Consider the following 19,468-nt stretch of genomic DNA (forward strand, 5'->3'; position numbering starts at 1 on the left):
CACTCCGCTGAATATACTTTTTTGATAATATTTTATTCCACCCTCTCTTCAACTTTACCGGCGGCAGCCGAAACGGCTCTTTCGCGGCCGATCAATCCCCGGGGGCGGAATCTCAGAATAGCAATTATGATGACCCCGACAGTCAACATACGCACATGCGGCAGCTGCTCGGCTCCCAGCGGAAAATACCCGGCAAAAATTTCGCTGGTGCTCCAGGCAGTCCAGATGAAAAAGGCGCCGATTATTGAACCCTTATTGTTGCCGCTGCCGCCGGCCACAACCATCAACAGAGGAATAAATGTCATCATGATGTCATCATAGGATTCTGGGTTGATATAGGCCTGATAATGAGCATAAACGGCGCCTCCCAGTCCTATTATCATCGCCCCCAATACCAGCGACTGCATGCGGTAGGAAAATATGTCCTTCCCCAGCATTTGAGTCAAAAGCTCATCTTCTTTAATTGCCATCTGAATTCTTCCCCAGGGAGAATGAACCAGTCTTTCCAGCACAATATAAACCAGAACCATCAGCAGAAAAGAAACGACTGCATAAGCCACGTAGATAAAAAATGGATGATCAAAATACCAGTCAAAAGGACGGGGTATGTCGCCTATTCCCCAGACTCCATCTCCTATCCAGCCTTCGTTTATCAAAACAGCCTGAACCATCATCCCCAGCCCCAGGGTGGCTATGGCGAAAAATCCGAATTCCAGGTGAAGAGTTACCCTGCCAATAATAGCACCTAAAAGACCGGCTATCAGCGCAGCTACAATCAGCCCCACGGGATAGGGCATGGCAAAACCACCAATCCTGCCGGCTGAAGGAGAGGTGGTCATTATAACAGCTCCATAACCCCCAACAGCTGCCATTCCGTGGACAGCAAGGTTGAATAAACCGGTGTATCCCCACTGCAAATTCAAACCCATAGCTATAATAGCATAAGCAGACCCAACGCAGATAATACTCAAAAGATATTGCATGATCTTACCTCCTCTAGCGGTCTAAGAAAGTTCCCTGAAAGATGCCATAAGGTCTGGTCAGGAGAATAATGATCAGGAAGAAAAATGCCAGCACCTCTTTATAAGCGCTCATTTCGATTGGTATGCCTCCCGCATCTATGAAAATCTGGAGGAAAACTGAACCGAACTCCTGAACCACTCCTATGATCAATCCGGCTCCCAGTGTGCCTAAAATAGCTCCGTGTCCTCCCGTGATGACCGCAAAGAACATGGCCATCAGCAGATTAAACCCCATCAGAGGTCTCAGCTGAACTACAATACCGTAAAATACTCCCCCCATTGCAGTCACCAGCCCGGCTATTACGGTGACCGTCGTATGTATATTCCTGATTTTTATGCCGGTTATGGAAGCGAGTCGTTCATTATCGGCGGTGGCCAGCATGGCTTTACCCAGGCTCGTATGGTATTGAAAATAATAGAGAACAGCCACAAGAACCACTGTGCCAATAACTACAAATAGTTCATCGGCGGTAACATTTATCCCCCCGGGAAACCTGTACATATGAGGAAGCCCGGCCACGTATCTGCGCATATCAGCTCCCCAGACCAGATAAACGATGCTGCGAATTACGAATAACATACCGAAGGCTGTAAGATAAAAAAACATGAAGGGAGCATTTCGTTCACGCAGTGGTTTGAATAAAATTTTGTCAAAGAAAGTCATTATTACAGCCAGAAAAATCATGGCGAGCAGCATCGAAACTAAAAGTCCAGGGCCGAAAGTGACCAGAGGCAGTTCACCCATCGGTATAAATTCCAGAAAGCCATAGGCCAGAAAAGCTCCCAGGGTAAAATAGGTTCCCCCGGTAAAGTTAAAATAATTCTGCAGCAGCAAAACATAGGATATTCCCAGGCCACCAAGAGTTATCACACATCCCAGTACGATTCCATCTACCAGGTTACCCAGCATATTATAATTCCTCCTTATCCGCCGAAGTAAAGATCCATTACTTCGTCACTTTCAAGAAGTTTATCTCCTTCAGTACCCAGAACTATCTCTCCGCTTCTTATCAGGTATCCAAAATCAGCTTCTCTAATGGCCTGATCTGTTTGAGCCACCAGGAGGATGGTCATATCATCCTTCTCCTGCAGCTCGACGATAGAATCCATAACATCAGTTACCAGATTGGGCTGAAGTCCGGAAGTTGGCTCATCCAAAATCAAAAGCTCCGGCTCCATCATTATCCCGCGGCTTATAGCCAGCATCTGCCGCTGGCCTCCCGATAAAGTCCCGGCTTCCTGGTCCAGCCGTTCTTTTAGAATGGGAAAGACCTGGAAAATCAATTCCAATCTTTCCTCTGGATCTCCCTCATATGAATATGCTCCCATCTCCAGATTATCCTCGACGCTCATCTCAGCAAATATATTTCTCTCCTGGGGAACATATGAGATATTCCTCTGCAGCATCTGTTCGGGGTTTAAATCGGTAACATCATCACCAGAATGGTAAACCCGGCCTTTCTGAGGGGGAACAATTCCCATAATGCTGCGCAGCAGGGTGGTTTTACCCGCGCCGTTGGGACCTATTAATACCACGAATTGACCCTTTTCCACTTCCATAGAAATGTCAAATAAAACCTCGATCATGCCATATCCACTGGTGACATCTTCTACAGATAAAAAAGAATTATCGGACATTATATTCACTCTCCCAGATAAGCCTTAACCACTCTCTCATCGTTTTGAACCTCCTCAGGGCTGCCCTCAGTGAGCAAACTGCCGTTGACAAGGACCATTATGGGATGGCAAAGATTCATGATTACAGCCATATCGTGCTCCACAACCAGAAAAGTGATATTCTGTTCCTCATTCAATTCTATTATTCTCTCATTAACTTTTCTCTGTTTTCCCGGTGGCACCCCAGCTCCCGGTTCATCCAGCAGAACAAGTTCCGGTTCAACCATCATCATCCTGCCCAGCTCCAGCAGTTTTCTATCCCCGCCGGGCAGGTTTCCGGCATATTCATCACATTTATCTCTCATATCCAAAAATTCTAATATCTCCAGCGCTTTTTCCACCAGCTCCTCTTCTTCCTGTTCGACTTTTTTGTTGTTTATCCAGTTATTCCATAATGTTTCTCCGGCCTGATCATGAGGAGCTATGAGGAGATTTTCGAGAACTGTAATTTTTGAAAGTTCCCGGGTTATCTGGAAAGAGCGGTAAATTCCCTTTCTGAAAATATCATTAGGACTATTTCCGGGCTGTATCTTCTCACCCCTGAGATAGATTTCTCCTGAAGTGAGGGGATGAAAACCAGTTATCAGGTTAAAGATCGTCGTTTTGCCGGCTCCATTAGGTCCTATCAACCCGGTAATACTGCCCTCTTCTACTTCCAGAGAACAGTTATCTACAGCCTGAATACCGCCAAAGTTTTTGCTGACATTTTTAAGCTCAAGTATAGAACTCAAACTAACCCCTCCCTCGCCTTATTAAGCCAACTGATATGGAGAAGATCCCAAAAAAAAGAGGGGAGATCACGGTGCTCCCCTCCTCTGACTTCATCATAAATACTCGAACTGTTATATAATATTAGACTCCCGGGATGCCGGGATGTTTGTTTATCTCAACCGCACCTCATTCTTGCTTACTCCTGAAATTCGGGAGGCATCAAATCTCTGGGGATAGGTTCTTCCATGCGGTTTTCTATTGTTACAATGCTGCCATCATCATCTATAGTCCAGAGCTGAATGGCAGAAAGAGCATCTCCGTATTCATCGAATTCTATAGCGCCTCCTACCCCTATAAAGTTGACATCTTCTCCTTCTTCCAGCAGTTCAAAAGCTCTGGCAAAGCCCTCAGCGGTAGCATGAACCTCCTCTCCAGGAGGAGAGGTGACTTCTCGCATGTGATCTCTTATATCGGTTCCCGTAACTTCATCCGGGCCTTTGTCGGAAGCAGCTATGGCCAGGGCGATTGAAGAAACGCCATCAAATACCGGAGCCATATAAGGTCGAGGAGGCTCTTCGCCATACTGCTCTTCATATCCATCATAAAAGCTATCTCTGGAAGGACTGTCCCAGCGTCCCTGAGTGGTGCCTAAAGCTATACCTGACATATAATCTGCGCCCAGAGCTTCGACCAGATCAGGTACACGCTGATCGGGGCTTCCATACCAGGGAATATCAGTCCAGCCGGCCGCATGAACTTCACCGTGCATGACCTCAGCATCTTCGGGATAGGCAATAATTACTGCCGCATCAACATTTCCGTCATCATATGCTCTTGCGATTTCGGAAGCATAACTGGCCTGACCGATCTCGAAGGGAACCGAAGCTACAACTTCACCGTCATGATACTCTTCAAAAGTTGCAGCAGTCGATTTCGCCAGCCCTTCACCGTAAGGATTGTTAACGTATATAATTCCTATCTCCTCATGACCGTCTTCAGCTATAGCATCGCCCAGAACCCGTCCGTTTTGCAGTCCGTGACCGGAGGTTCTAAAGAAATAACCATTATCATCTACTATTGATATCATGGGGGAAGTTCCAACGGTGACAAAAGTAACTTCCTGTGGAATTGTCACACCTTCAGCCACAGCCATGGCCACACCGCTGGAATAACCTCCTGCTATAGCCGGTACGCCATCAACATCGACAAGGCGCCGGGCTGCATCAACTCCGGTGGTTTCTTCTGTGGCCGTGTCCCGATTTTCAAGAACCAGGTCATATCCGTGTATGCCGCCCGCTTCATTAACATAGTGAGCCGCCAGCTCTCCAGCATTATACATAGCCTCCCCGAAAGGAGCAGATGGTCCGGACATGGGGGTTAAAGTTCCAATAACATATTCCTCCGCAGCACCTGTAAATGTAAAGGTAAAAGTGAAAACGACCGCCAGAAAAATTCCCAGAGCAAAGGTTAATGATTTATTTTTCACTTTTTGGCCCCCCTTGCAGAATTTTAAGAAAGAGTTTTTGTAAATGCTGTCGAATTTGCGCGGAATCATTTCACAAGATTATGTTTGCAATTTAAAATTTTTCAAATTTTTAGCCCTTAGCCTAACACCCCCTTCTGAGCTCGCTGGTTTAAAATATAGATCTTCTTTTCTTCAGCTGGTAAATAGGTGTGTCAAAAATTGCACTCCCATCGCCAAAGCCTGTCCCTGAACACACGCTAAGCCCGGCAGATCCTGAGCCGGGGACACTATTTTTTGGCCGTGGACTTAACCTGAGTTTCGAAAAATTTCGAGTATCACTTTGCTTTATATCTTCCAGCCATTATTTTTATGATAGTGATCTCATACGATATCTATCAACTGATAACAATCTTAAAATATTTTTATTTTTTATTTATAAAATATTTCTCACTTTTTCCTCATACTATTATCCTTATTCAAGAATCTGAATTTTTCTCCTTTAAATTATTTTGATCACAAGCGCGATTATTTACTGGCAGCATCTGTCAATCATCTTTTTTATATTATTATAATGTGAACCTCGCCAGTATATTCGGGCACAACCCGGACATAATTTAAAATTATCGTAATATTTTTTGGTGAGAGGTTTCAGGCGGTCGATAATTTGCTCTTTATCCACTTTTTTTAATAAAGAGTTGCATTCGGGACAGCGTCCGAACTCATTGATGTTTTCCTGCAGCCTGTATCTTGCCACGACCTCCTGCAGCTGTCGGGCAGGATCATCAGAGATAATTAAATGTCCCAGTTTGACTTTTTTTCTCTGCAGCAGACCCCGATCCCGCGAGAGCAGGACTCTTTCTTCCTCTTTTTGAATTCTGGCCAGCTCGGGATCGTCATAATCATTGTGGTACCAGGCATCAAAACCCATCATTCGCAGATAGGAGGCCAGCTTGCCGAGATGAGCATCGAGCACAAATCTTATGGGATCAGGGGGAACAGGCTGAAGCAGCCGCTGCGAATTTACATCTAAATTCAGGGGAGGAGGATAAACAGCCAGTCGGTCTCCAGCTCGAACTGCATAGGAGAAATCGAGAAACTCATTCCTGTCAGCGGCGGAAATTATAAGATCCACTTCAGTATGAGGAACTCCCATTGATTCTATCCTGTCCTTGACCGACTGTTTGCCGCTGAATCTGTGCTCTACCAGCCCGTTTTTATGTTCGCGGCGTAGAATTTCCTTTAAATAACCATAAAATCTAAATACCGCTGATTTCATCAATTATCGATCGCCTCCAGATGTCAAAAATTTTCTCTACAGGCTGATAAAAAACGGGACCAGTATGGGGACAAGAGCCGAAAGTATCATACCGTTTATAAAAGCTGGAATAACGATTGCTTCACCTCCGGATCTTTTTAAAAGCGGTAAAGTTACGTCCATGCTGGTCGCTCCACAGGGTGCAATAGCAGTTATGGGGCCCAGGGCGCTGGCGATAAGAGGGATTGAAACTATGGCCATCATCTCCCGCATGATGTTGGTCAGAAAAGCCAGAGAGCCCAGCTCGACTGAATAAATCTCCGTCAGCATAACCGCCGAAAGGCTGTACCAGCCAAATCCGGCCCCCACAGCTCCGGCTTCGCCAGCTGCAAACCCCAGCAAATTTCCAGTTATTATAGTTCCTATAATGCTGCCGACAGCAACAAATAAAGGGATCATGACGATACGCAGGCCCAGAGTTTTGAGCTGAGCCAGAACCCCATGTCTGCTGCCCAGATCTATCCCCACTCCCAGCAGCAGAACAGCCAGAGCGTACTGGGTCATATTTTCCAGCCAGGGCAAAAACCCCTCAGGAAGCACAAGTCCTATCACCAGCCCTGTAACGACCGTCAGCAGAATTATCGCTGTCAACCCCAGTAAACTGCCGCTGCTCTGCGAAACGAGGTCCTCGTGTGTGCTCTCATCCTCTGCTCTGACAGTCTGAGCCGCCCGCAGGTAATAAGAAAAAAGCTGCAGAAAAATGAGACTACCGATAATACCTCCCAAAGCCAGAATAAAAGACTGAAAGCCGATTCTCATTATATCGGAGATAACTTCTTCATCAGCCCCTATTCTCGCCCCCATAATTCCGATGAGAATGAGCAGCCCTATATGTAAAATATAGCCCGAAACTTTCAAAAGTTTACTGCTGTCCGCCGTAAAAAATCCGGCTGCCATTCCGCCGCCCAAAAAAACAAGCAGAATCCACATATCCATAACTGCTGGTCAGCTCCTCATAATAGTTATTTCAGATCCTTCCAGGGCAAAAAATCTGTCAGTCGAGCAAAACCTTTTTCATATACTCCGAGGTCATTCCCGCCAGCATGGCACCGTAAGAAAGGTCGAATTTCATCACATCCCCGACCTGATAATTCCTCCCGGCTTCGGTAACATCAATCAGCAGATGATCGCTGCTGGCTCCCATAATTTCCAGATTTTCCTCAAGGGGTTTTAGACCATCAACTCTGACATCCTGGCGACCCAGGGCCAGAATAGCTCTGCGGCGGAGACCGCGATCTTTAAATTCAGGCTTTTGACCGAAGGAATCGCGCCCGAGATTGCCGCGGGGAAGAGACGGTTTGTTTTTCAGTTCGATAATCCGGGCTGCCGCTTTAAAATTGCCGACTTTAAAGCCAGGCAGTTCTCTTTGATGGGTTGCGTCAGTTCCCTGCAGAATCCCTTCGCCTATTCTGAGATTGTTAATCTCCTGCGGCAGAGCATCTTTTTCCAGCAAAATAGTGGTGGCGGTATTGCCCCCCGAGATTACAGGCAGCTCAACATCAAATTTCTCTCTCAATTTATCCCTGATCTCGACCAGTTTTCCGGTATTTTCCCCGTCGGGCAGCACACCTCCATAACATCCCACATTGGTTCCAATTCCTTCGAAATCAAGTCCCTCCATCTCCAGAGCCCGCGAAAAGAATTCATCGATCTCGCTTTCCCAGAGCCCCTCTCTCAAATCTCCTGTGTCGATCATCACTATGATCCTGTGCCGGCGTCCGAGCTTCTGAGCTGCCAGGGAGAGAGCCTTCAAAGTTTTGAGCTCGCTGTTGAGGCTTATATCGACCTGACGCACCACCTCTTCTGCCTCTTCCGGATCGGGCAGACGCAGCAGCATATATTCAGCTTCGAGTTCTGCCTCCCTGAACTTTTTTATGTTATTCAACCGGGAATCCCCAAGAGAGGAAATCCCTTCTTCGATAAAAGCGCCAGCAACCTCTATATTCCCTGCCGCCCCCTTCACCACCCCGGTAAGTTCAACTCCCCTCTCCCGGCATCTTTTTTTCATAAGGCGGATATTTTTTCTTATCCCTCTCAAATCAATTTCAATATTAGGATATGCTGTCATCCTGGTGCCTCCTGAAGAAAACCGTTAATTTTTTGAGGTCTTCAGCTGGTAAAAAGAAGAACCTTATTTGTAATCCCTGCGAATCTCGATAGAATGTTCCGGTGAAAGCCGAATTGAGGACAGATCAGAGGGGGATTTATACCGATTCATCTTCCCCTTTCTCATCCTCATCCTGCAGATTACGTGCTGTTTCGGCCATCTCCTCCAGGACCGATTCCATGCGGGAATCTACTTCTTCCACTGAAGGCTCGAAGAAAAGATCGATTGCTTCGTCTATCCTTTCCACGGTGTAGATATGAAATTCACCTCTGCCCACTGATTCCAGAACTCTATCCTCGAGCATCAAATTTTCCAGATTCTGTTCGGGTATAACAACACCTTGCTCTCCGGTGAAACCCCGATTCCGGCAGACATCGTAAAAGCCTTCAATTTTGCAGTTGGCGCCACCTATAGGCTGAACCACACCTCGCTGATTCATAGAGCCAGTTATGGCCAGATCCTGTCTCAGGGGGAGCTCGGTCACAGAAGATATTATAGCCAGCAGTTCGGCACATGAAGCGCTGTCGCCATCGATATCGGAATAAGATTGCTCAAAAGCCAGAGAAGCCGAAAGTGTGAGAGAATGCTCGCGCGCATACCTGCCTCCCAGAAAACCGGAAAGGATCAATACTCCTTTGTCATGTATGCTGCCGCTCATCTCCGCTTTTCTTTCAATATTCACAACTCCTTCTTTCCCCGGAAAAGACTGACAGGTAATCCGGCTGGGTCGGCCGAAGGTGTGCTCTCCGGAATGATGAACAGAGAGACCGTTGATCTGTCCGATCTGCTCACCTTTTACATCTATAAGCAGCCTGTCCCTGTCCAGCATTTCCTGAATCTTTTCCTCGGCCAGATTTGCCCTGTATTCCTTCTTTTCAAGCGCTTTCTGAACATGTTCTTCTCTGACTTTATCATCATCTTCCATCTCCGACCAGGTGCTGGCTTCATAAATGACCTCGATTAATTCATTAAATCTGGTGGTCATCTTTTTGCCGTCCCGGGCCAGCCGCGAGCTGTACTCAATTGTTTTGGACACCGCTCCCGCGCAAAAGTGATTGATATCCTCCCTCTCACAAACCTGGGCAACAAATGAGGCAAAATCCCTCATATTCTCCTGGCTTCTTTCCATCTCTGTATCAAAGTGAGCTTTTATCTTAAACAGCTTCTTGAACTCCTCATCAAAATTGTAAAGAAGACTGTAAAGCATGGGACTGCCGACCATTATGACTTTTACGTTTATATCAAAGGGCTCGGGCTTGAGAGAGCTTATGGGATAGGATCGATACTGCTCTCCGATGTTTTCCACCTTGTGTTCCTGATTGATAAGGGCCCGCTTTAAGGTTTCCCAGGAAAAATGATTGGTCAGCACATCCTTGGCCTGCAAAATCAAATATCCTCCATTTGCCTCGTGGAGAGAACCTCCCTTGATCATGGTAAAATCAGTCGTAACCGTTCCGAATTTGCTCTTGCCTTCAATTTTTCCGAAAAGATTGTAATAGGTGGGGTTGGTTTCGAAAACAACCGGTCCACCTTCGGTGTCGGAATTATCGACTATCAAATTCACCTGATAGCGGACAAAAAAGTCGTCATCCCCCTCTCCCATATTCACGGGAAAAGGCATCTGCTGATCGTTATCCCCCTGAAGAAATTTATCCAGATTATTGACAATATCCTGTTTGACGTCCTCCAGATAATCGGTAACTTCTTCACCGCAATCCGAGTACCGATGCTTTAGCTGATCTATAATGGGCTGCACTATGGAAAGTCCCATCTCCTCCTGCAGTTCAGAAAGTTTCTCCTGAGCTTCTTCCTTTTTATCCCGAATATTTCTCATCAATTTGTCGAGCTGTTTCTTAATCTGCTGGCTCTTTTCTCTTATCTCTTCCCGTCTGTCATCATCCAGCTTTTGATATTCATCCTGTTTTATCGGTTCTCCTTCCTCATTTATCGGCACCGGCACAGGTCCTCGTTCGGATTTTTGCAGAGTGAAGCCTTCTTCGCGAATCTCCTGATCGAATTCTTCCATCATCCGGTTCGACTCCTGCTGATATTCCCCCATTATCTCACTGCGTTTTTCCTCGAATTCCTCACCCTCAAAAAGTTTGGGCAGCTCCTCTTTGAGCTCTTCAATAACATTATCCATATCGTCGCTAAGAGGCCTGCCGCTGCCGGCGGGTATGGTTATAGCCCGGGGAGACTCCGGATCTTCAAAATTAAAGATATAGAGCATATCATTCGGAGTAGGAATTTCATCGGCGATATCCTGCGATTTTCTGCGAGCATAAGTTTTCTTGCCCGTGCCGATAGGACCTGCCATAAAAATGTTATATCCTTCTTTATCAATATTGAAACCAAAATCGGTAGCTTCCACTGCCCGCTGCTGCCCTATAATCCCCTCTTCGAAAGGCGTTATTTCCTCGGTGGTTTCAAATTCGAATTGATCCCGGGCACATTCACAGCGCAGCTCTTCCGCGTCTAATTCTCTCATTATTTCATACCTCCTGTTGGTGCTCCAGCAGAATTAAGCACTCAAAATTGTAAGTCAGCGTTTGTACCTCGCAGAGTTGAGCATGCTTCCCTTGATAAAAAAACATCAATACGATAAAATGTAAACAGAAGGCTTGTGATTAGTATAACTTTTTGTTGGGGTTATGCTCCAGATATTATCGGGGGAGGTTTGAAAATGTCGGACAAAAGTCAGATCCCGGACAAAATTATAAGCAGACTTCCGCAGTACTATGTGCAGTTAAAAAGACTTCTGGAAAAAGACTGCCAGTACGTCTCATCCGAAAAATTGGCCGAACAGATGGAACTTTCCAGCTCGCTGGTCAGAAGAGACCTGAGTCATTTTGGCAGCTTCGGCAAAAAAAGCTATGGCTACGATATTCACTGTCTGCACGAAAAAATAGCCAGCATAATGGGCTTTACCCGGGAGAAAAACATGATTGTACTTGGGGCCGGGTACCTGGGTCGGGCCTTAGCTCATAACGATAGTTATGAGGAAAGAGGCTACCAGGTTCTGGCACTTTTCGATGTGGACCCGGCTATAATAGGTCTGGAATTCAACAATACTACAGTTCTGGATGTGGATTTAGCCCCGGAATTTATCGAAGAGCACGAAGTAGAGGTGGCCGCCCTTGCCGTTCCCTTTGAAGCAGCCCAAAAAATGGCTGACATGGCTGTAAATTCTGGCGTGCAGGCAATCTGGGACTTCACCGAAACTCCACTGGAAACGCCTCAGGATATAATTCATATAGAACAGAATATGAACGACGGCCTGTGCAAAATTTCCTGCCGACTCATGGACAGGAGCAAAACAAAAACTCAGTAATAATTTACCTTTCTATCTATCAGCTCCATGCCATGAGTTTCATCGGCTCGCTGAATTATTGCCGAGAATATCTTTTCCAGCTGATTTTTGTCACTGCTGACAGAAGCAACTCCGATCACCGACCGCTGCCAGAGATCCTGGTTTTCCACCTCTGAAACAGACACATTAAAATCATTATCAACTTTATCCTTGAAGCTCTGCAGCAGCATCCTCTTTTCCTTCAAAGAAGTTACGCCGGGTAAAAAAAACTCCATCCTCATAGCAGCCACCCTCAAACATATTACCTCCCGTTTACGGCATACTTATCAGCATCATTTGCGACCAAAAAGTGAAGATTTTCCAGCTGAAATAAAATCACCCCGGCCTTTATCGGCCTTGAGCTCTCCCTCTCTGGCGATTATCTCTCCTCCAGCTATGGTCATCCGGGGATAACCTCTGACGGTGATGTGAGCATAAGGAGAATATCCGGCAGCGGAATGGAGGTTATCGGATGTAAGCCGTTTTTTCTTCTCAGGATCAAAAACAACCAGGTCTGCCAGACTTCCCTCCGCTATACTGCCCCTCTGCGGATATAAACCGAAAAGTCTGGCCGGATTGGTGCTAAGCTGCCTGCTCAACTGCTGATAGGAAATGTGGTTTCTGTTTACGAAAAAATGATGGAGCAGAGCCAGGAGGGTTTCTGAGCCTGGTATGCCGGGCAGCATATTTAAAGGATTTTTTTCCTCGCGTTTTTGAGCGAGCGAAAATGCACAGTGATCTGTTGCCGCTGTGTCCACACTTTCCCGGGCAAAATAATTTCTCAAAAGATTTCGCTGGCCGCGGCTGCGCAGCGGCGGGACCATAAAATATTTCTCCGGCTCAGCCCCCTCCAAAAACTCCCTGTCCAAACACAAATAATGGGGAGTGGTTTCAGCGGCTATATTCGCCCCTTTCTCTCTCAGCTTCTCGACAGTCTTCATGGTCTCTCCGGCTGAAATATGGTCGACATAAAGAGGAACATCTTCCTCCCGGGCCAGCCGCCCCAGTCTTTTGACCGCAGCAGTTTCTGCTTCGGGCGGCCTTAAATCAGCATGATCGCTCAGCTTAAAATTGCTCTCCCCACCCAACCGAGAACTGATATCCTGGCGGGCTCTGGTTATTATCTCATCATGCTCGGCATGCACGGTGGGCAGAAGGCCCAGCTGCGAACATGCTTTCATGAGCCCGGCCCTATCCGCCTGCGGTATAAAATAACCAGCATCTTTATAGGTGGTAAACATCTTGATGCTGCTTATTCCCATATCCCTGATCTTCTGCAGCTGACGATAAATTTCATCATCAAAATAATGAACGGTCTGGTGAAGATTAAAATCTATGACCGCATTTTTTTCAGCCTGTTTTCTGCGGGAGCGGGCTGATTCCCCCAGAGATATATTCTCCTGATGATCGGCAAAATCGATAAAAGCAGTAACTCCTCCCAGAGCAGCAGAGCGGGTGCCGCTGTAAAAATCCCCGGCTGTCACAGTATCCCGCGAATGCAGCTGGTAATGAGTATGAGCATCTATGACTCCCGGCATAATCACACAGCCTGAAACATCGATTGTTTTAAGACCTTGCAAACCGTTTTCCAGATCAAAATTTTGATTCTCTCCGGATAACACCCTGCTGATAATTCCATCTTTTATCAGCAGGGTGCCCGGAAAAGTATCATTTTCCGTTACAATTCGGCCATTTTTCAAAAGCAGCGGCATCTAATACCTCCCGGTGCTGATCCCTTTCTGAGTATCTCATATTTTATCTGCGATAATAATGCAAAAAGACGGCCCGCTTACAGGCCGTTAACTGACAAATATTCAGCTCAATATTTAACCCGGTTTCCTGTGGACACAAAGATAGTCTCCTCTCCTATGTTTGTGGCGTGATCTCCGATCCTTTCCAGAGATTTGGCCACAGTTACAAATCTCATGGCCTGATTGATATCTCTCTCATTATCGCTGGCATTATCTATAATCCGCAGACTTTCCTCATAAATCCGATCGTTGATATTATCCACCCGTTCATCCTTGCGGCAGGCAGCCTCAGCCAGCTCATGATTTTCGGTCACGAAGGCCTCGAGTACCGCATCAAGCATGTCCAGCACCAGCTCTGCCAGTTCGGGAATCATGACCAGCGGTTCGAGATACTCCTCGTTTCTAAGCTCCAGAGCTATTTCCGCTATATTCGTGGAATGATCGCCAATTCTTTCCAGATCGCGCGTAATTTTGAGCATGGCCATGGCATATCGAGCTTCACCGGCTATAGGACTCCGCAGGGTCAAAAGCCGGGATATCTTGTCCTCTATAGTGACCTCAAAATTGTCCAGAACATCATCCCTGTTTATAATCTGCCGGGCCAGCTCGCCATCCTGGTCATCCAGAGCCTTGATGGAATTTTGCAGCATCTCATTGGCTATTTCGCTCATATCACTGAGATCATCGATTATTTCCTGTCTTTTTTGCTCGTAATCATTTTCCATATGGTTATCGAGCCCCCTTACAGAATTTTAACTGCTATAAAATGAGACTTCTGTCAGGTCAAATCAATCCAAGTCCCTGAAAACATTCCCGGTCGTGTCCAAAAATATACCCTCCGCAAAAAGCTTTCTTCTGCCTATTCGGTAATTAAATAATTCTGTGTTAAACCGAGAAATCCTGCTTGACCTCCACCGTCAAAGAGCTCAAATTCTTAGGTTCTTCTTGAGTTCAGTATCAACTGATAACAGGAAGAGCCATTTTTAAATGCCAGACCGTTATGGTATAATAAAACAGCGATTCTCAAAATTAAGAATTAACCGAGGGAGGTATGTAAAAATGAACGCAGAAGAGAGTGACCATATCGGAAAAAAATTTCTTGAGAAGACCAGACCAGATCAGCTGAGCCAGCCTGATCAACAGAAAAATGTCCCTCCTCCTCCCCGAAGCTGGGATTTAACTCCCAAAAAAACATATGATCTTCCCGCTCCCGAAGAAATTGACCTGCCCGAGGCGCATCTTCTCGAAACCATCGATAGCCGGCGCAGCAAGAGAAGTTTTACGGAAAAACCACTCAGCAATGAGGACCTATCGATCCTTCTCTATTACACTCAGGGTATCCAGCGTGAGCTTTCGGGTGAGATCAGCCTGCGCACAGTGCCTTCAGCCGGCGCCCGGCATGCTTTTGAAACCATGATCTACCTTGATAAAGCAACCAGTCTGCCCCGGGGGATCTATCACTATCAGGCCGAAGATCACAGTCTGGGCCTTATATTATCAGGCAACTTTCAAAAAGAAGCCGTCAGAGCAGGCCTGGGGCAAAATCATCTGGCCGAGGCTGCCGCGGTATTCTTCTGGGTCGCCGACAGTTATCGCATGGAATGGCGTTACAGCGAAAGGGCCTTTCGCTATCTTCATCTTGATGCCGGTCATGTCTGTCAAAACCTTTATCTGGCAGCAGAAGCTTTAGACGCAGGTGTCTGTGCTATAGCAGCCTATGATGACGATTATGCCAATAAACTTCTCAATCTGGACGGTCAGGATAATTTTGTAATATACATGGCCGCGCTCGGCTTTCGCAAAAACTAACAGCCGTGTTTTAAAACTGCCTCCGGGGAGGAAAAAGAACATGAAAATCACAGCTATCGAAGGAAGTCCGCGTCCACAGGGACACAGCAGTGAACTTTTGAACCAGGTGCTTAAGGGCTGCCGTGAGAAAGCGCAGCATCAGGAAGCCGATGTCGAAATCAACCATCTCCGTCCCTTCGACATGGATATAGAACCCTGCACCGGCTGTTTTAGCTGCAGCGAAACCGGAACCTGTATATTTTCCGACGACATGGATCCGTTGATAGATGAAGGGGGATTTGATCAGAGCGATATAATTTTGCTTTCCACCCCGATTTATTTTAACGGACATCCCTCGCATGTGAAAAAGATGATAGATCGCTGCCAGCCCATATACGCCAGCAAATACGATCTCAAAAAGCCAATAATTGACCGCGATAAGTTCAGACTCTCAGCCTGGCTGGCCTGTGCTGGCGGACCCTCATATGAAGATCAGTTCACCGCTGCCAGAATCGTGGCCGAAATGTTTTTCAAAACTGTCAACACTGAAAAGTTCGATGAGATAGTCAGACCTAACACCGATGAAGAAACTCCGGCCGACTCTCCCGGGCTCAAAAATAGTTCAAGGAAGCTGGGAATCAGCCTGGTAGAACGTTTTCTCTCCTGAGGAGGTTAGATCATGCCTTTTGAATCTTTAGAACCTCCCCGTCGGGCTGAACTTGAAAGGATAATAAGAACCCAGGTAAAAAAATCTTCCGTAGAATCCTCCACTTCTCAGGAGGGGTTGGCTGCAGATGCTGGCGAAGCTGAACTGGAAGCCGGTGAAAATCTGCTTCAGCTTCTCGGTGAACTTCCGGATGACATCGGCCAGGAATTTCTGCGAACCTGGCTCAATTCACGGCTCCCCCTCAAAGCTGAAACCGTTTTACCTCTCCTGCAGCAGCTGCAGGAGTTATCTACTTCCAGCGCCCGTCAGCGCCTGATAACGACTGCCGCTTTTCTTCAGCGCCAGGACCTACCTCTGAGACAGCATTTTCTGAGGTCTCTGACTGCTCTATCCGAAAGCCAGGAAAAACCAGAGATGGCTGAAGAACTCACTTCCGAACTGCCGTTATTTAACCCGGATTCTACTTCACTTTCGTCAGCAGAAAACCTGCAAAAACTCCCTGAAAACTTAAATCTTCTTTTTGAGCAGTTATTTTCTTTTCAGGACGAATCCGGAGGTGAAGGGGAAAGCGAAGGAAAAAACCTGAGTCCGAATGAAAACAGATTGCTTTCCGGGCTGCTCTCCATAAATATTTTGAATTTGAGCGAGCAGACAGGAGAAGCAGGTCGACTGAGGCTATATCTGGAATGGCCTCCTTTGAACATCCAGGCTGAAAGGCAGCTGGCTCTGCGAATTTCTTCGTTCTTTTCCGAAGAAGATAAAGAAAAAGCTGAAACGGAAGATGAAAATTTCAGCATCAGTTTTATCGTAGAGCTGCAAAACCTTGGGGTTATCAGAGCTGATGCTCTGCTTTTCGATCGGGAGATCGATCTGACTTTTACCGCCGGAAGCTACAGGACGCAGGAAGTGATAAGAGAAAATCTGCCCCGGCTGCAGGAAAAGCTTCAGGAGCTCGATTTTCAGATCAGATCCAGTTCAGTCTCTCTGGATGAAAAACTCGATACTTTCGGGCTCAGAAACGAGATTATGCAGCCAGAAACAGCTGATACGGAAGCAGGAGAGATTGAAGACCTGATAAAGGAATACCGCCATCTCGATTTTAGAGTTTAGAGGAGGTATCGGCGAATGGAAACAGATCGGGACGATAAACAAAACAGGAATTCAGAGGAAAAAATGGGACGAAAGCTGGCTGCCGCCCTGGGCTACGATATTGAAAAGGATGCTGCTCCCCGAGTTCTTGCCCGGGGCAGAGGGGAAATAGCCGAAAAAATAATGGAAAAAGCCCGGGAGGAAAATATACCTATTCACGAGGACAGGGATATCGTCAAAGTTTTGGTCAACATGGAATTAGGCGAGGAGATCCCCCCGGAACTCTATCGGGTAACCGCCGAAATTCTCAGCTTCATATATAGTCTGGAGGAAGACAACAGCTGAAAACTCAGCTCCTGCCAAAACTGCATTCGGGATAGCGGCAGATTTCACATTGCAGGCAAAGTCCGCCGTGACCTGCCTCTGCTATCTCTTCCGCCCGGATTTTTTCTCCCGCTGCTATTCGGGGCAGCATAATATCCAGAACGGTAACATCATAGAACATGGCGCAGGCGGGCAAACCAATGACCGGCACGTTATCGGCATAAGCCAGCATGAACATAGCCCCGGGCAGCACCGGAGCCCCGTAGGAGATCAACTCATCAGTCTCATCTTCAATAGCAAATCTGGTGACGTCATCGGGATCGACCGACATTCCGCCTGTGCATACTACTAGATCCACCTCCGCAGCCAGGGCAGAACTGATAGCCTCCGCTATCTGCTGTCGATCATCGGGTTTTATATCCGTTAAAACTACATCCCCACCGATATACTCCAGTTTTTCTTCCAGCACCTCTGTAAATTGATCCTCCACTCTGCCCTCATAAACCTCGCTGCCGGTGGTTATGACCGCCGCCTTCATATCTTCATAGTGTTTTACCCGCATGAGCGGTTTATCTCCCAGTTCGTTTTCAACTTCCCTGAGTTTCTCATCAGCTATCAACAGCGGTATGATACGGGTACCGGCCAGTTTCTCGCCTTTTTCCACGGGCGTGTTATTGTGGCGGGTGGCCATCATCACGTCCGGATGAAGATTGAGCTGTTTCAGCCTGCTGCTTTCCACCTTGAGCAGCCCATCATGGGCAGCCAGCAGGTTGATTTTCCCTTCCGATGGCTCTGTTCTTTTAAGTCCGCTGCCCTGGGCCAGATCAGCCAGCCTGGCCGCCCCTTCATTTTCATGCACCCTGTCTTCGCTATTTTCGAGTATATAAACGGATTTTTTGCCCAGATCCAGCAGATGGGGTACATCTTTTTCTTTGATAATATAGCCCTTTTTGAATGCAGGGCCTTTTCTCTCGCCCTTCTTGATCTCGGTTATATCATGAGCCAGCACATGTCCTACAGCTTCTTCAACTTTCAACCTCTTCATCATCTCTGCTCCTTTCGGTTAAGTTTATAATCTCAATCATTACCTCCACACTTCCGCCGCAAATTCCTCCTATCTTTTCGATCTCTTCGCTATCAAGCTCAAAACTGAGCCGCCGAAAATCAGGTTCCTCTTTTGATAGCATGGCTTCAGCGGTGGCCAGCACCTCATTTTCCACCGGTCCGCCTCCGATAGTCCCCACGGTTTCACCATCAGGTTTGAGCAGTATTACAGCCCCGCTCCCCCTGGGAGTAGAACCTCCGACCTCGATGATTTTAGCCAGAGCAAATTTTAAATCCTGATCGAAATCTGCTCCTGATTCAAATTCACGCAGCATTTCTTCGACCATAATCTCATTCATCAGGTACACCTCCTCACAGCTGTTAAAGCGCCGGCTATCGAGACGGCGATCTCCTCCGGTGTTTCGCTGCCTATTTCTATTCCTATGGGAGCATCAACCCCGTTTAAAATCTTTTCATCAATATCCAGTTCCTCCTGAAGCTCCTGAAAAATAATGCCGACCTTGCGCCTGCTGCCTATCATACCCAGATACTTCCAGCTCTCCCTTATGACCCCCTTCAAAACCTCATAATCCTTTTCATGCTCAGGTGTTACGATCACAATATAATCATTTTTGCCGCCGGAATATCCCTGCAAAAACTCCCCATAACTGCTGGAGATCAGCCGGGTATTATCGGGAAATCGCTGATGATTCATGAGATCTTTTCGGGGATCTATAACATAGACTTCAAAGCCGAGCATGTCGGCGATATTGGCCAGAGGAGCGGAAACATGACCGGCTCCAAAAATACAAAGCCGGGGTTTTTTGATCAGCTCTTCGGCAAAAAACTCCAGATCAAGATCCTGAACATCAATATCGATTAATTTATCCTCTTCCGGCTGGTTCTCTGCCAGCGAACTGGATAAAGAATCTTTAACAGCTTCATCCAGATCTCGGCTGTAATAAACACTGTCGCCTAAAATCAAAACTTTATCTCCTGGAAAGAGATCTAAATCCCTATTGCCTAAATCATCAGAAGCTGCTGTGTAAAGCATTGCTTTTTCTTCGGCCTTTATGGCCTCTTCAATTTTTCTCAAAAATTCAATGCGCAAAGTTATAACCTCCTTCTGCTGGTAAAATCAGATTAAGTCCATGGCCGA

20 protein-coding genes are annotated in these 19,468 nt (G+C 46.7%); 5 read left to right on the forward strand and 15 right to left on the reverse strand.

What is annotated here, in order from left to right; genetic code table 11:
• Positions 1-32: 32 nt before the first annotated feature.
• The 9 genes from BLT15_RS01580 to BLT15_RS01620 form a co-directional block, all read right to left on the reverse strand.
• A complete protein-coding gene (locus BLT15_RS01580; RefSeq protein ID WP_089758000.1) occupies positions 33-983 on the reverse strand; it encodes a branched-chain amino acid ABC transporter permease in 951 nt (316 codons plus the stop codon).
• Between the two features lie 13 nt (positions 984-996).
• Positions 997-1,932, reverse strand: coding sequence for a branched-chain amino acid ABC transporter permease (locus tag BLT15_RS01585; protein WP_089758002.1), 936 nt, complete (start codon positions 1,930-1,932; stop codon positions 997-999).
• Positions 1,933-1,946: 14 nt separating this feature from the next.
• The gene (locus BLT15_RS01590) at positions 1,947-2,660 is read right to left on the reverse strand and encodes an ABC transporter ATP-binding protein (RefSeq protein ID WP_089758004.1); all 714 of its coding nucleotides are present in this window, start codon (positions 2,658-2,660) and stop codon (positions 1,947-1,949) included.
• Positions 2,661-2,665: 5 nt separating this feature from the next.
• Positions 2,666-3,430, reverse strand: coding sequence for an ABC transporter ATP-binding protein (locus tag BLT15_RS01595; protein WP_234985456.1), 765 nt, complete (start codon positions 3,428-3,430; stop codon positions 2,666-2,668).
• Between the two features lie 176 nt (positions 3,431-3,606).
• Positions 3,607-4,896: an ABC transporter substrate-binding protein gene (locus BLT15_RS01600; RefSeq protein ID WP_159429759.1), complete on the reverse strand. Its 1,290-nt coding sequence runs from the start codon at positions 4,894-4,896 to the stop codon at positions 3,607-3,609.
• 508 nt (positions 4,897-5,404) lie between these two features.
• On the reverse strand, positions 5,405-6,151 hold the full coding sequence (locus BLT15_RS01605) for a Mut7-C RNAse domain-containing protein (protein WP_089758007.1): 747 nt from the start codon (positions 6,149-6,151) through the stop codon (positions 5,405-5,407).
• 36 nt (positions 6,152-6,187) lie between these two features.
• Positions 6,188-7,126: a LysO family transporter gene (locus tag BLT15_RS13495; protein ID WP_234985457.1), complete on the reverse strand. Its 939-nt coding sequence runs from the start codon at positions 7,124-7,126 to the stop codon at positions 6,188-6,190.
• A gap of 58 nt (positions 7,127-7,184) precedes the next feature.
• The gene (locus BLT15_RS01615; protein ID WP_089758009.1) at positions 7,185-8,258 is read right to left on the reverse strand and encodes an alanine/ornithine racemase family PLP-dependent enzyme; all 1,074 of its coding nucleotides are present in this window, start codon (positions 8,256-8,258) and stop codon (positions 7,185-7,187) included.
• A 136-nt stretch (positions 8,259-8,394) separates the two neighbouring features.
• A complete protein-coding gene (locus BLT15_RS01620; RefSeq protein WP_089758011.1) occupies positions 8,395-10,785 on the reverse strand; it encodes a Lon protease family protein in 2,391 nt (796 codons plus the stop codon).
• A 195-nt stretch (positions 10,786-10,980) separates the two neighbouring features.
• On the opposite strand from BLT15_RS01620, the gene BLT15_RS01625 reads away from it, so the two are divergent.
• Complete coding sequence (locus BLT15_RS01625) at positions 10,981-11,628, forward strand: redox-sensing transcriptional repressor Rex (protein ID WP_089758013.1); 648 nt, start codon at positions 10,981-10,983, stop codon at positions 11,626-11,628.
• Here BLT15_RS01625 and BLT15_RS01630 read toward each other — a convergent pair.
• The 3 genes from BLT15_RS01630 to phoU all read right to left on the reverse strand — a co-directional run bounded on the left by BLT15_RS01630 (position 11,622) and on the right by phoU (position 14,122).
• Positions 11,622-11,897: a DUF503 domain-containing protein gene (locus BLT15_RS01630; protein WP_234985464.1), complete on the reverse strand. Its 276-nt coding sequence runs from the start codon at positions 11,895-11,897 to the stop codon at positions 11,622-11,624. The two genes, BLT15_RS01625 and BLT15_RS01630, sit on opposite strands and share 7 nt — an antisense overlap.
• A gap of 42 nt (positions 11,898-11,939) precedes the next feature.
• Complete coding sequence (locus BLT15_RS01635) at positions 11,940-13,358, reverse strand: amidohydrolase family protein (protein ID WP_089758015.1); 1,419 nt, start codon at positions 13,356-13,358, stop codon at positions 11,940-11,942.
• 107 nt (positions 13,359-13,465) lie between these two features.
• Positions 13,466-14,122, reverse strand: coding sequence for a phosphate signaling complex protein PhoU (gene phoU / locus BLT15_RS01640; protein WP_089758016.1), 657 nt, complete (start codon positions 14,120-14,122; stop codon positions 13,466-13,468).
• Between the two features lie 334 nt (positions 14,123-14,456).
• On the opposite strand from phoU, the gene BLT15_RS01645 reads away from it, so the two are divergent.
• The 4 genes from BLT15_RS01645 to BLT15_RS01660 are packed head-to-tail and all read left to right on the forward strand — an operon-like array spanning position 14,457 to position 17,286.
• Positions 14,457-15,206, forward strand: a complete 750-nt coding sequence (locus BLT15_RS01645; RefSeq protein WP_159429760.1) for a SagB/ThcOx family dehydrogenase — start codon at positions 14,457-14,459, stop codon at positions 15,204-15,206.
• Between the two features lie 40 nt (positions 15,207-15,246).
• Positions 15,247-15,852, forward strand: coding sequence for a flavodoxin family protein (locus BLT15_RS01650; RefSeq protein WP_089758019.1), 606 nt, complete (start codon positions 15,247-15,249; stop codon positions 15,850-15,852).
• 12 nt (positions 15,853-15,864) lie between these two features.
• The gene (locus tag BLT15_RS01655) at positions 15,865-16,962 is read left to right on the forward strand and encodes a flagellar hook-length control protein FliK (protein ID WP_089758021.1); all 1,098 of its coding nucleotides are present in this window, start codon (positions 15,865-15,867) and stop codon (positions 16,960-16,962) included.
• Between the two features lie 15 nt (positions 16,963-16,977).
• Positions 16,978-17,286 carry an EscU/YscU/HrcU family type III secretion system export apparatus switch protein gene (locus BLT15_RS01660; protein ID WP_089758023.1) on the forward strand — a complete coding sequence of 103 codons (309 nt, stop codon included), beginning with the start codon at positions 16,978-16,980 and terminating at the stop codon, positions 17,284-17,286.
• Between the two features lie 4 nt (positions 17,287-17,290).
• On the opposite strand, the gene BLT15_RS01665 is transcribed toward BLT15_RS01660, so the two are convergent.
• From BLT15_RS01665 to BLT15_RS01675, 3 genes are read right to left on the reverse strand one after another with little or no spacing between them, the layout of a single operon-like run.
• A complete protein-coding gene (locus BLT15_RS01665; RefSeq protein ID WP_089758025.1) occupies positions 17,291-18,310 on the reverse strand; it encodes a molybdopterin-binding protein in 1,020 nt (339 codons plus the stop codon).
• Positions 18,291-18,668 carry an XdhC family protein gene (locus BLT15_RS01670; protein WP_089758026.1) on the reverse strand — a complete coding sequence of 126 codons (378 nt, stop codon included), beginning with the start codon at positions 18,666-18,668 and terminating at the stop codon, positions 18,291-18,293. The genes BLT15_RS01665 and BLT15_RS01670 overlap by 20 nt, the downstream gene beginning before the upstream one ends.
• Positions 18,668-19,420: an XdhC family protein gene (locus BLT15_RS01675; RefSeq protein ID WP_089758028.1), complete on the reverse strand. Its 753-nt coding sequence runs from the start codon at positions 19,418-19,420 to the stop codon at positions 18,668-18,670. The genes BLT15_RS01670 and BLT15_RS01675 overlap by 1 nt, the downstream gene beginning before the upstream one ends.
• Positions 19,421-19,468 lie beyond the last annotated feature (48 nt).

This window comes from Halarsenatibacter silvermanii (assembly GCF_900103135.1).
Taxonomy (GTDB): domain Bacteria; phylum Bacillota; class Halanaerobiia; order Halanaerobiales; family Halarsenatibacteraceae; genus Halarsenatibacter; species Halarsenatibacter silvermanii.

Coding starts and splice junctions, on each gene's coding strand:
- BLT15_RS01670 (WP_089758026.1), bottom strand. CDS start 18,668: ATGAATGAGATTATGGTCGAAGAAATGCTGCGTGAATTTGAATCAGGA.
- BLT15_RS01635 (WP_089758015.1), bottom strand. CDS start 13,358: ATGCCGCTGCTTTTGAAAAATGGCCGAATTGTAACGGAAAATGATACT.
- BLT15_RS01650 (WP_089758019.1), top strand. CDS start 15,247: ATGAAAATCACAGCTATCGAAGGAAGTCCGCGTCCACAGGGACACAGC.
- BLT15_RS01615 (WP_089758009.1), bottom strand. CDS start 8,258: ATGACAGCATATCCTAATATTGAAATTGATTTGAGAGGGATAAGAAAA.
- phoU (WP_089758016.1), bottom strand. CDS start 14,122: ATGGAAAATGATTACGAGCAAAAAAGACAGGAAATAATCGATGATCTC.
- BLT15_RS01585 (WP_089758002.1), bottom strand. CDS start 1,932: ATGCTGGGTAACCTGGTAGATGGAATCGTACTGGGATGTGTGATAACT.
- BLT15_RS01645 (WP_159429760.1), top strand. CDS start 14,457: ATGAACGCAGAAGAGAGTGACCATATCGGAAAAAAATTTCTTGAGAAG.
- BLT15_RS01665 (WP_089758025.1), bottom strand. CDS start 18,310: ATGAAGAGGTTGAAAGTTGAAGAAGCTGTAGGACATGTGCTGGCTCAT.
- BLT15_RS01590 (WP_089758004.1), bottom strand. CDS start 2,660: ATGTCCGATAATTCTTTTTTATCTGTAGAAGATGTCACCAGTGGATAT.
- BLT15_RS01655 (WP_089758021.1), top strand. CDS start 15,865: ATGCCTTTTGAATCTTTAGAACCTCCCCGTCGGGCTGAACTTGAAAGG.
- BLT15_RS01580 (WP_089758000.1), bottom strand. CDS start 983: ATGCAATATCTTTTGAGTATTATCTGCGTTGGGTCTGCTTATGCTATT.
- BLT15_RS01620 (WP_089758011.1), bottom strand. CDS start 10,785: ATGAGAGAATTAGACGCGGAAGAGCTGCGCTGTGAATGTGCCCGGGAT.
- BLT15_RS01660 (WP_089758023.1), top strand. CDS start 16,978: ATGGAAACAGATCGGGACGATAAACAAAACAGGAATTCAGAGGAAAAA.
- BLT15_RS01625 (WP_089758013.1), top strand. CDS start 10,981: ATGTCGGACAAAAGTCAGATCCCGGACAAAATTATAAGCAGACTTCCG.
- BLT15_RS13495 (WP_234985457.1), bottom strand. CDS start 7,126: ATGGATATGTGGATTCTGCTTGTTTTTTTGGGCGGCGGAATGGCAGCC.
- BLT15_RS01605 (WP_089758007.1), bottom strand. CDS start 6,151: ATGAAATCAGCGGTATTTAGATTTTATGGTTATTTAAAGGAAATTCTA.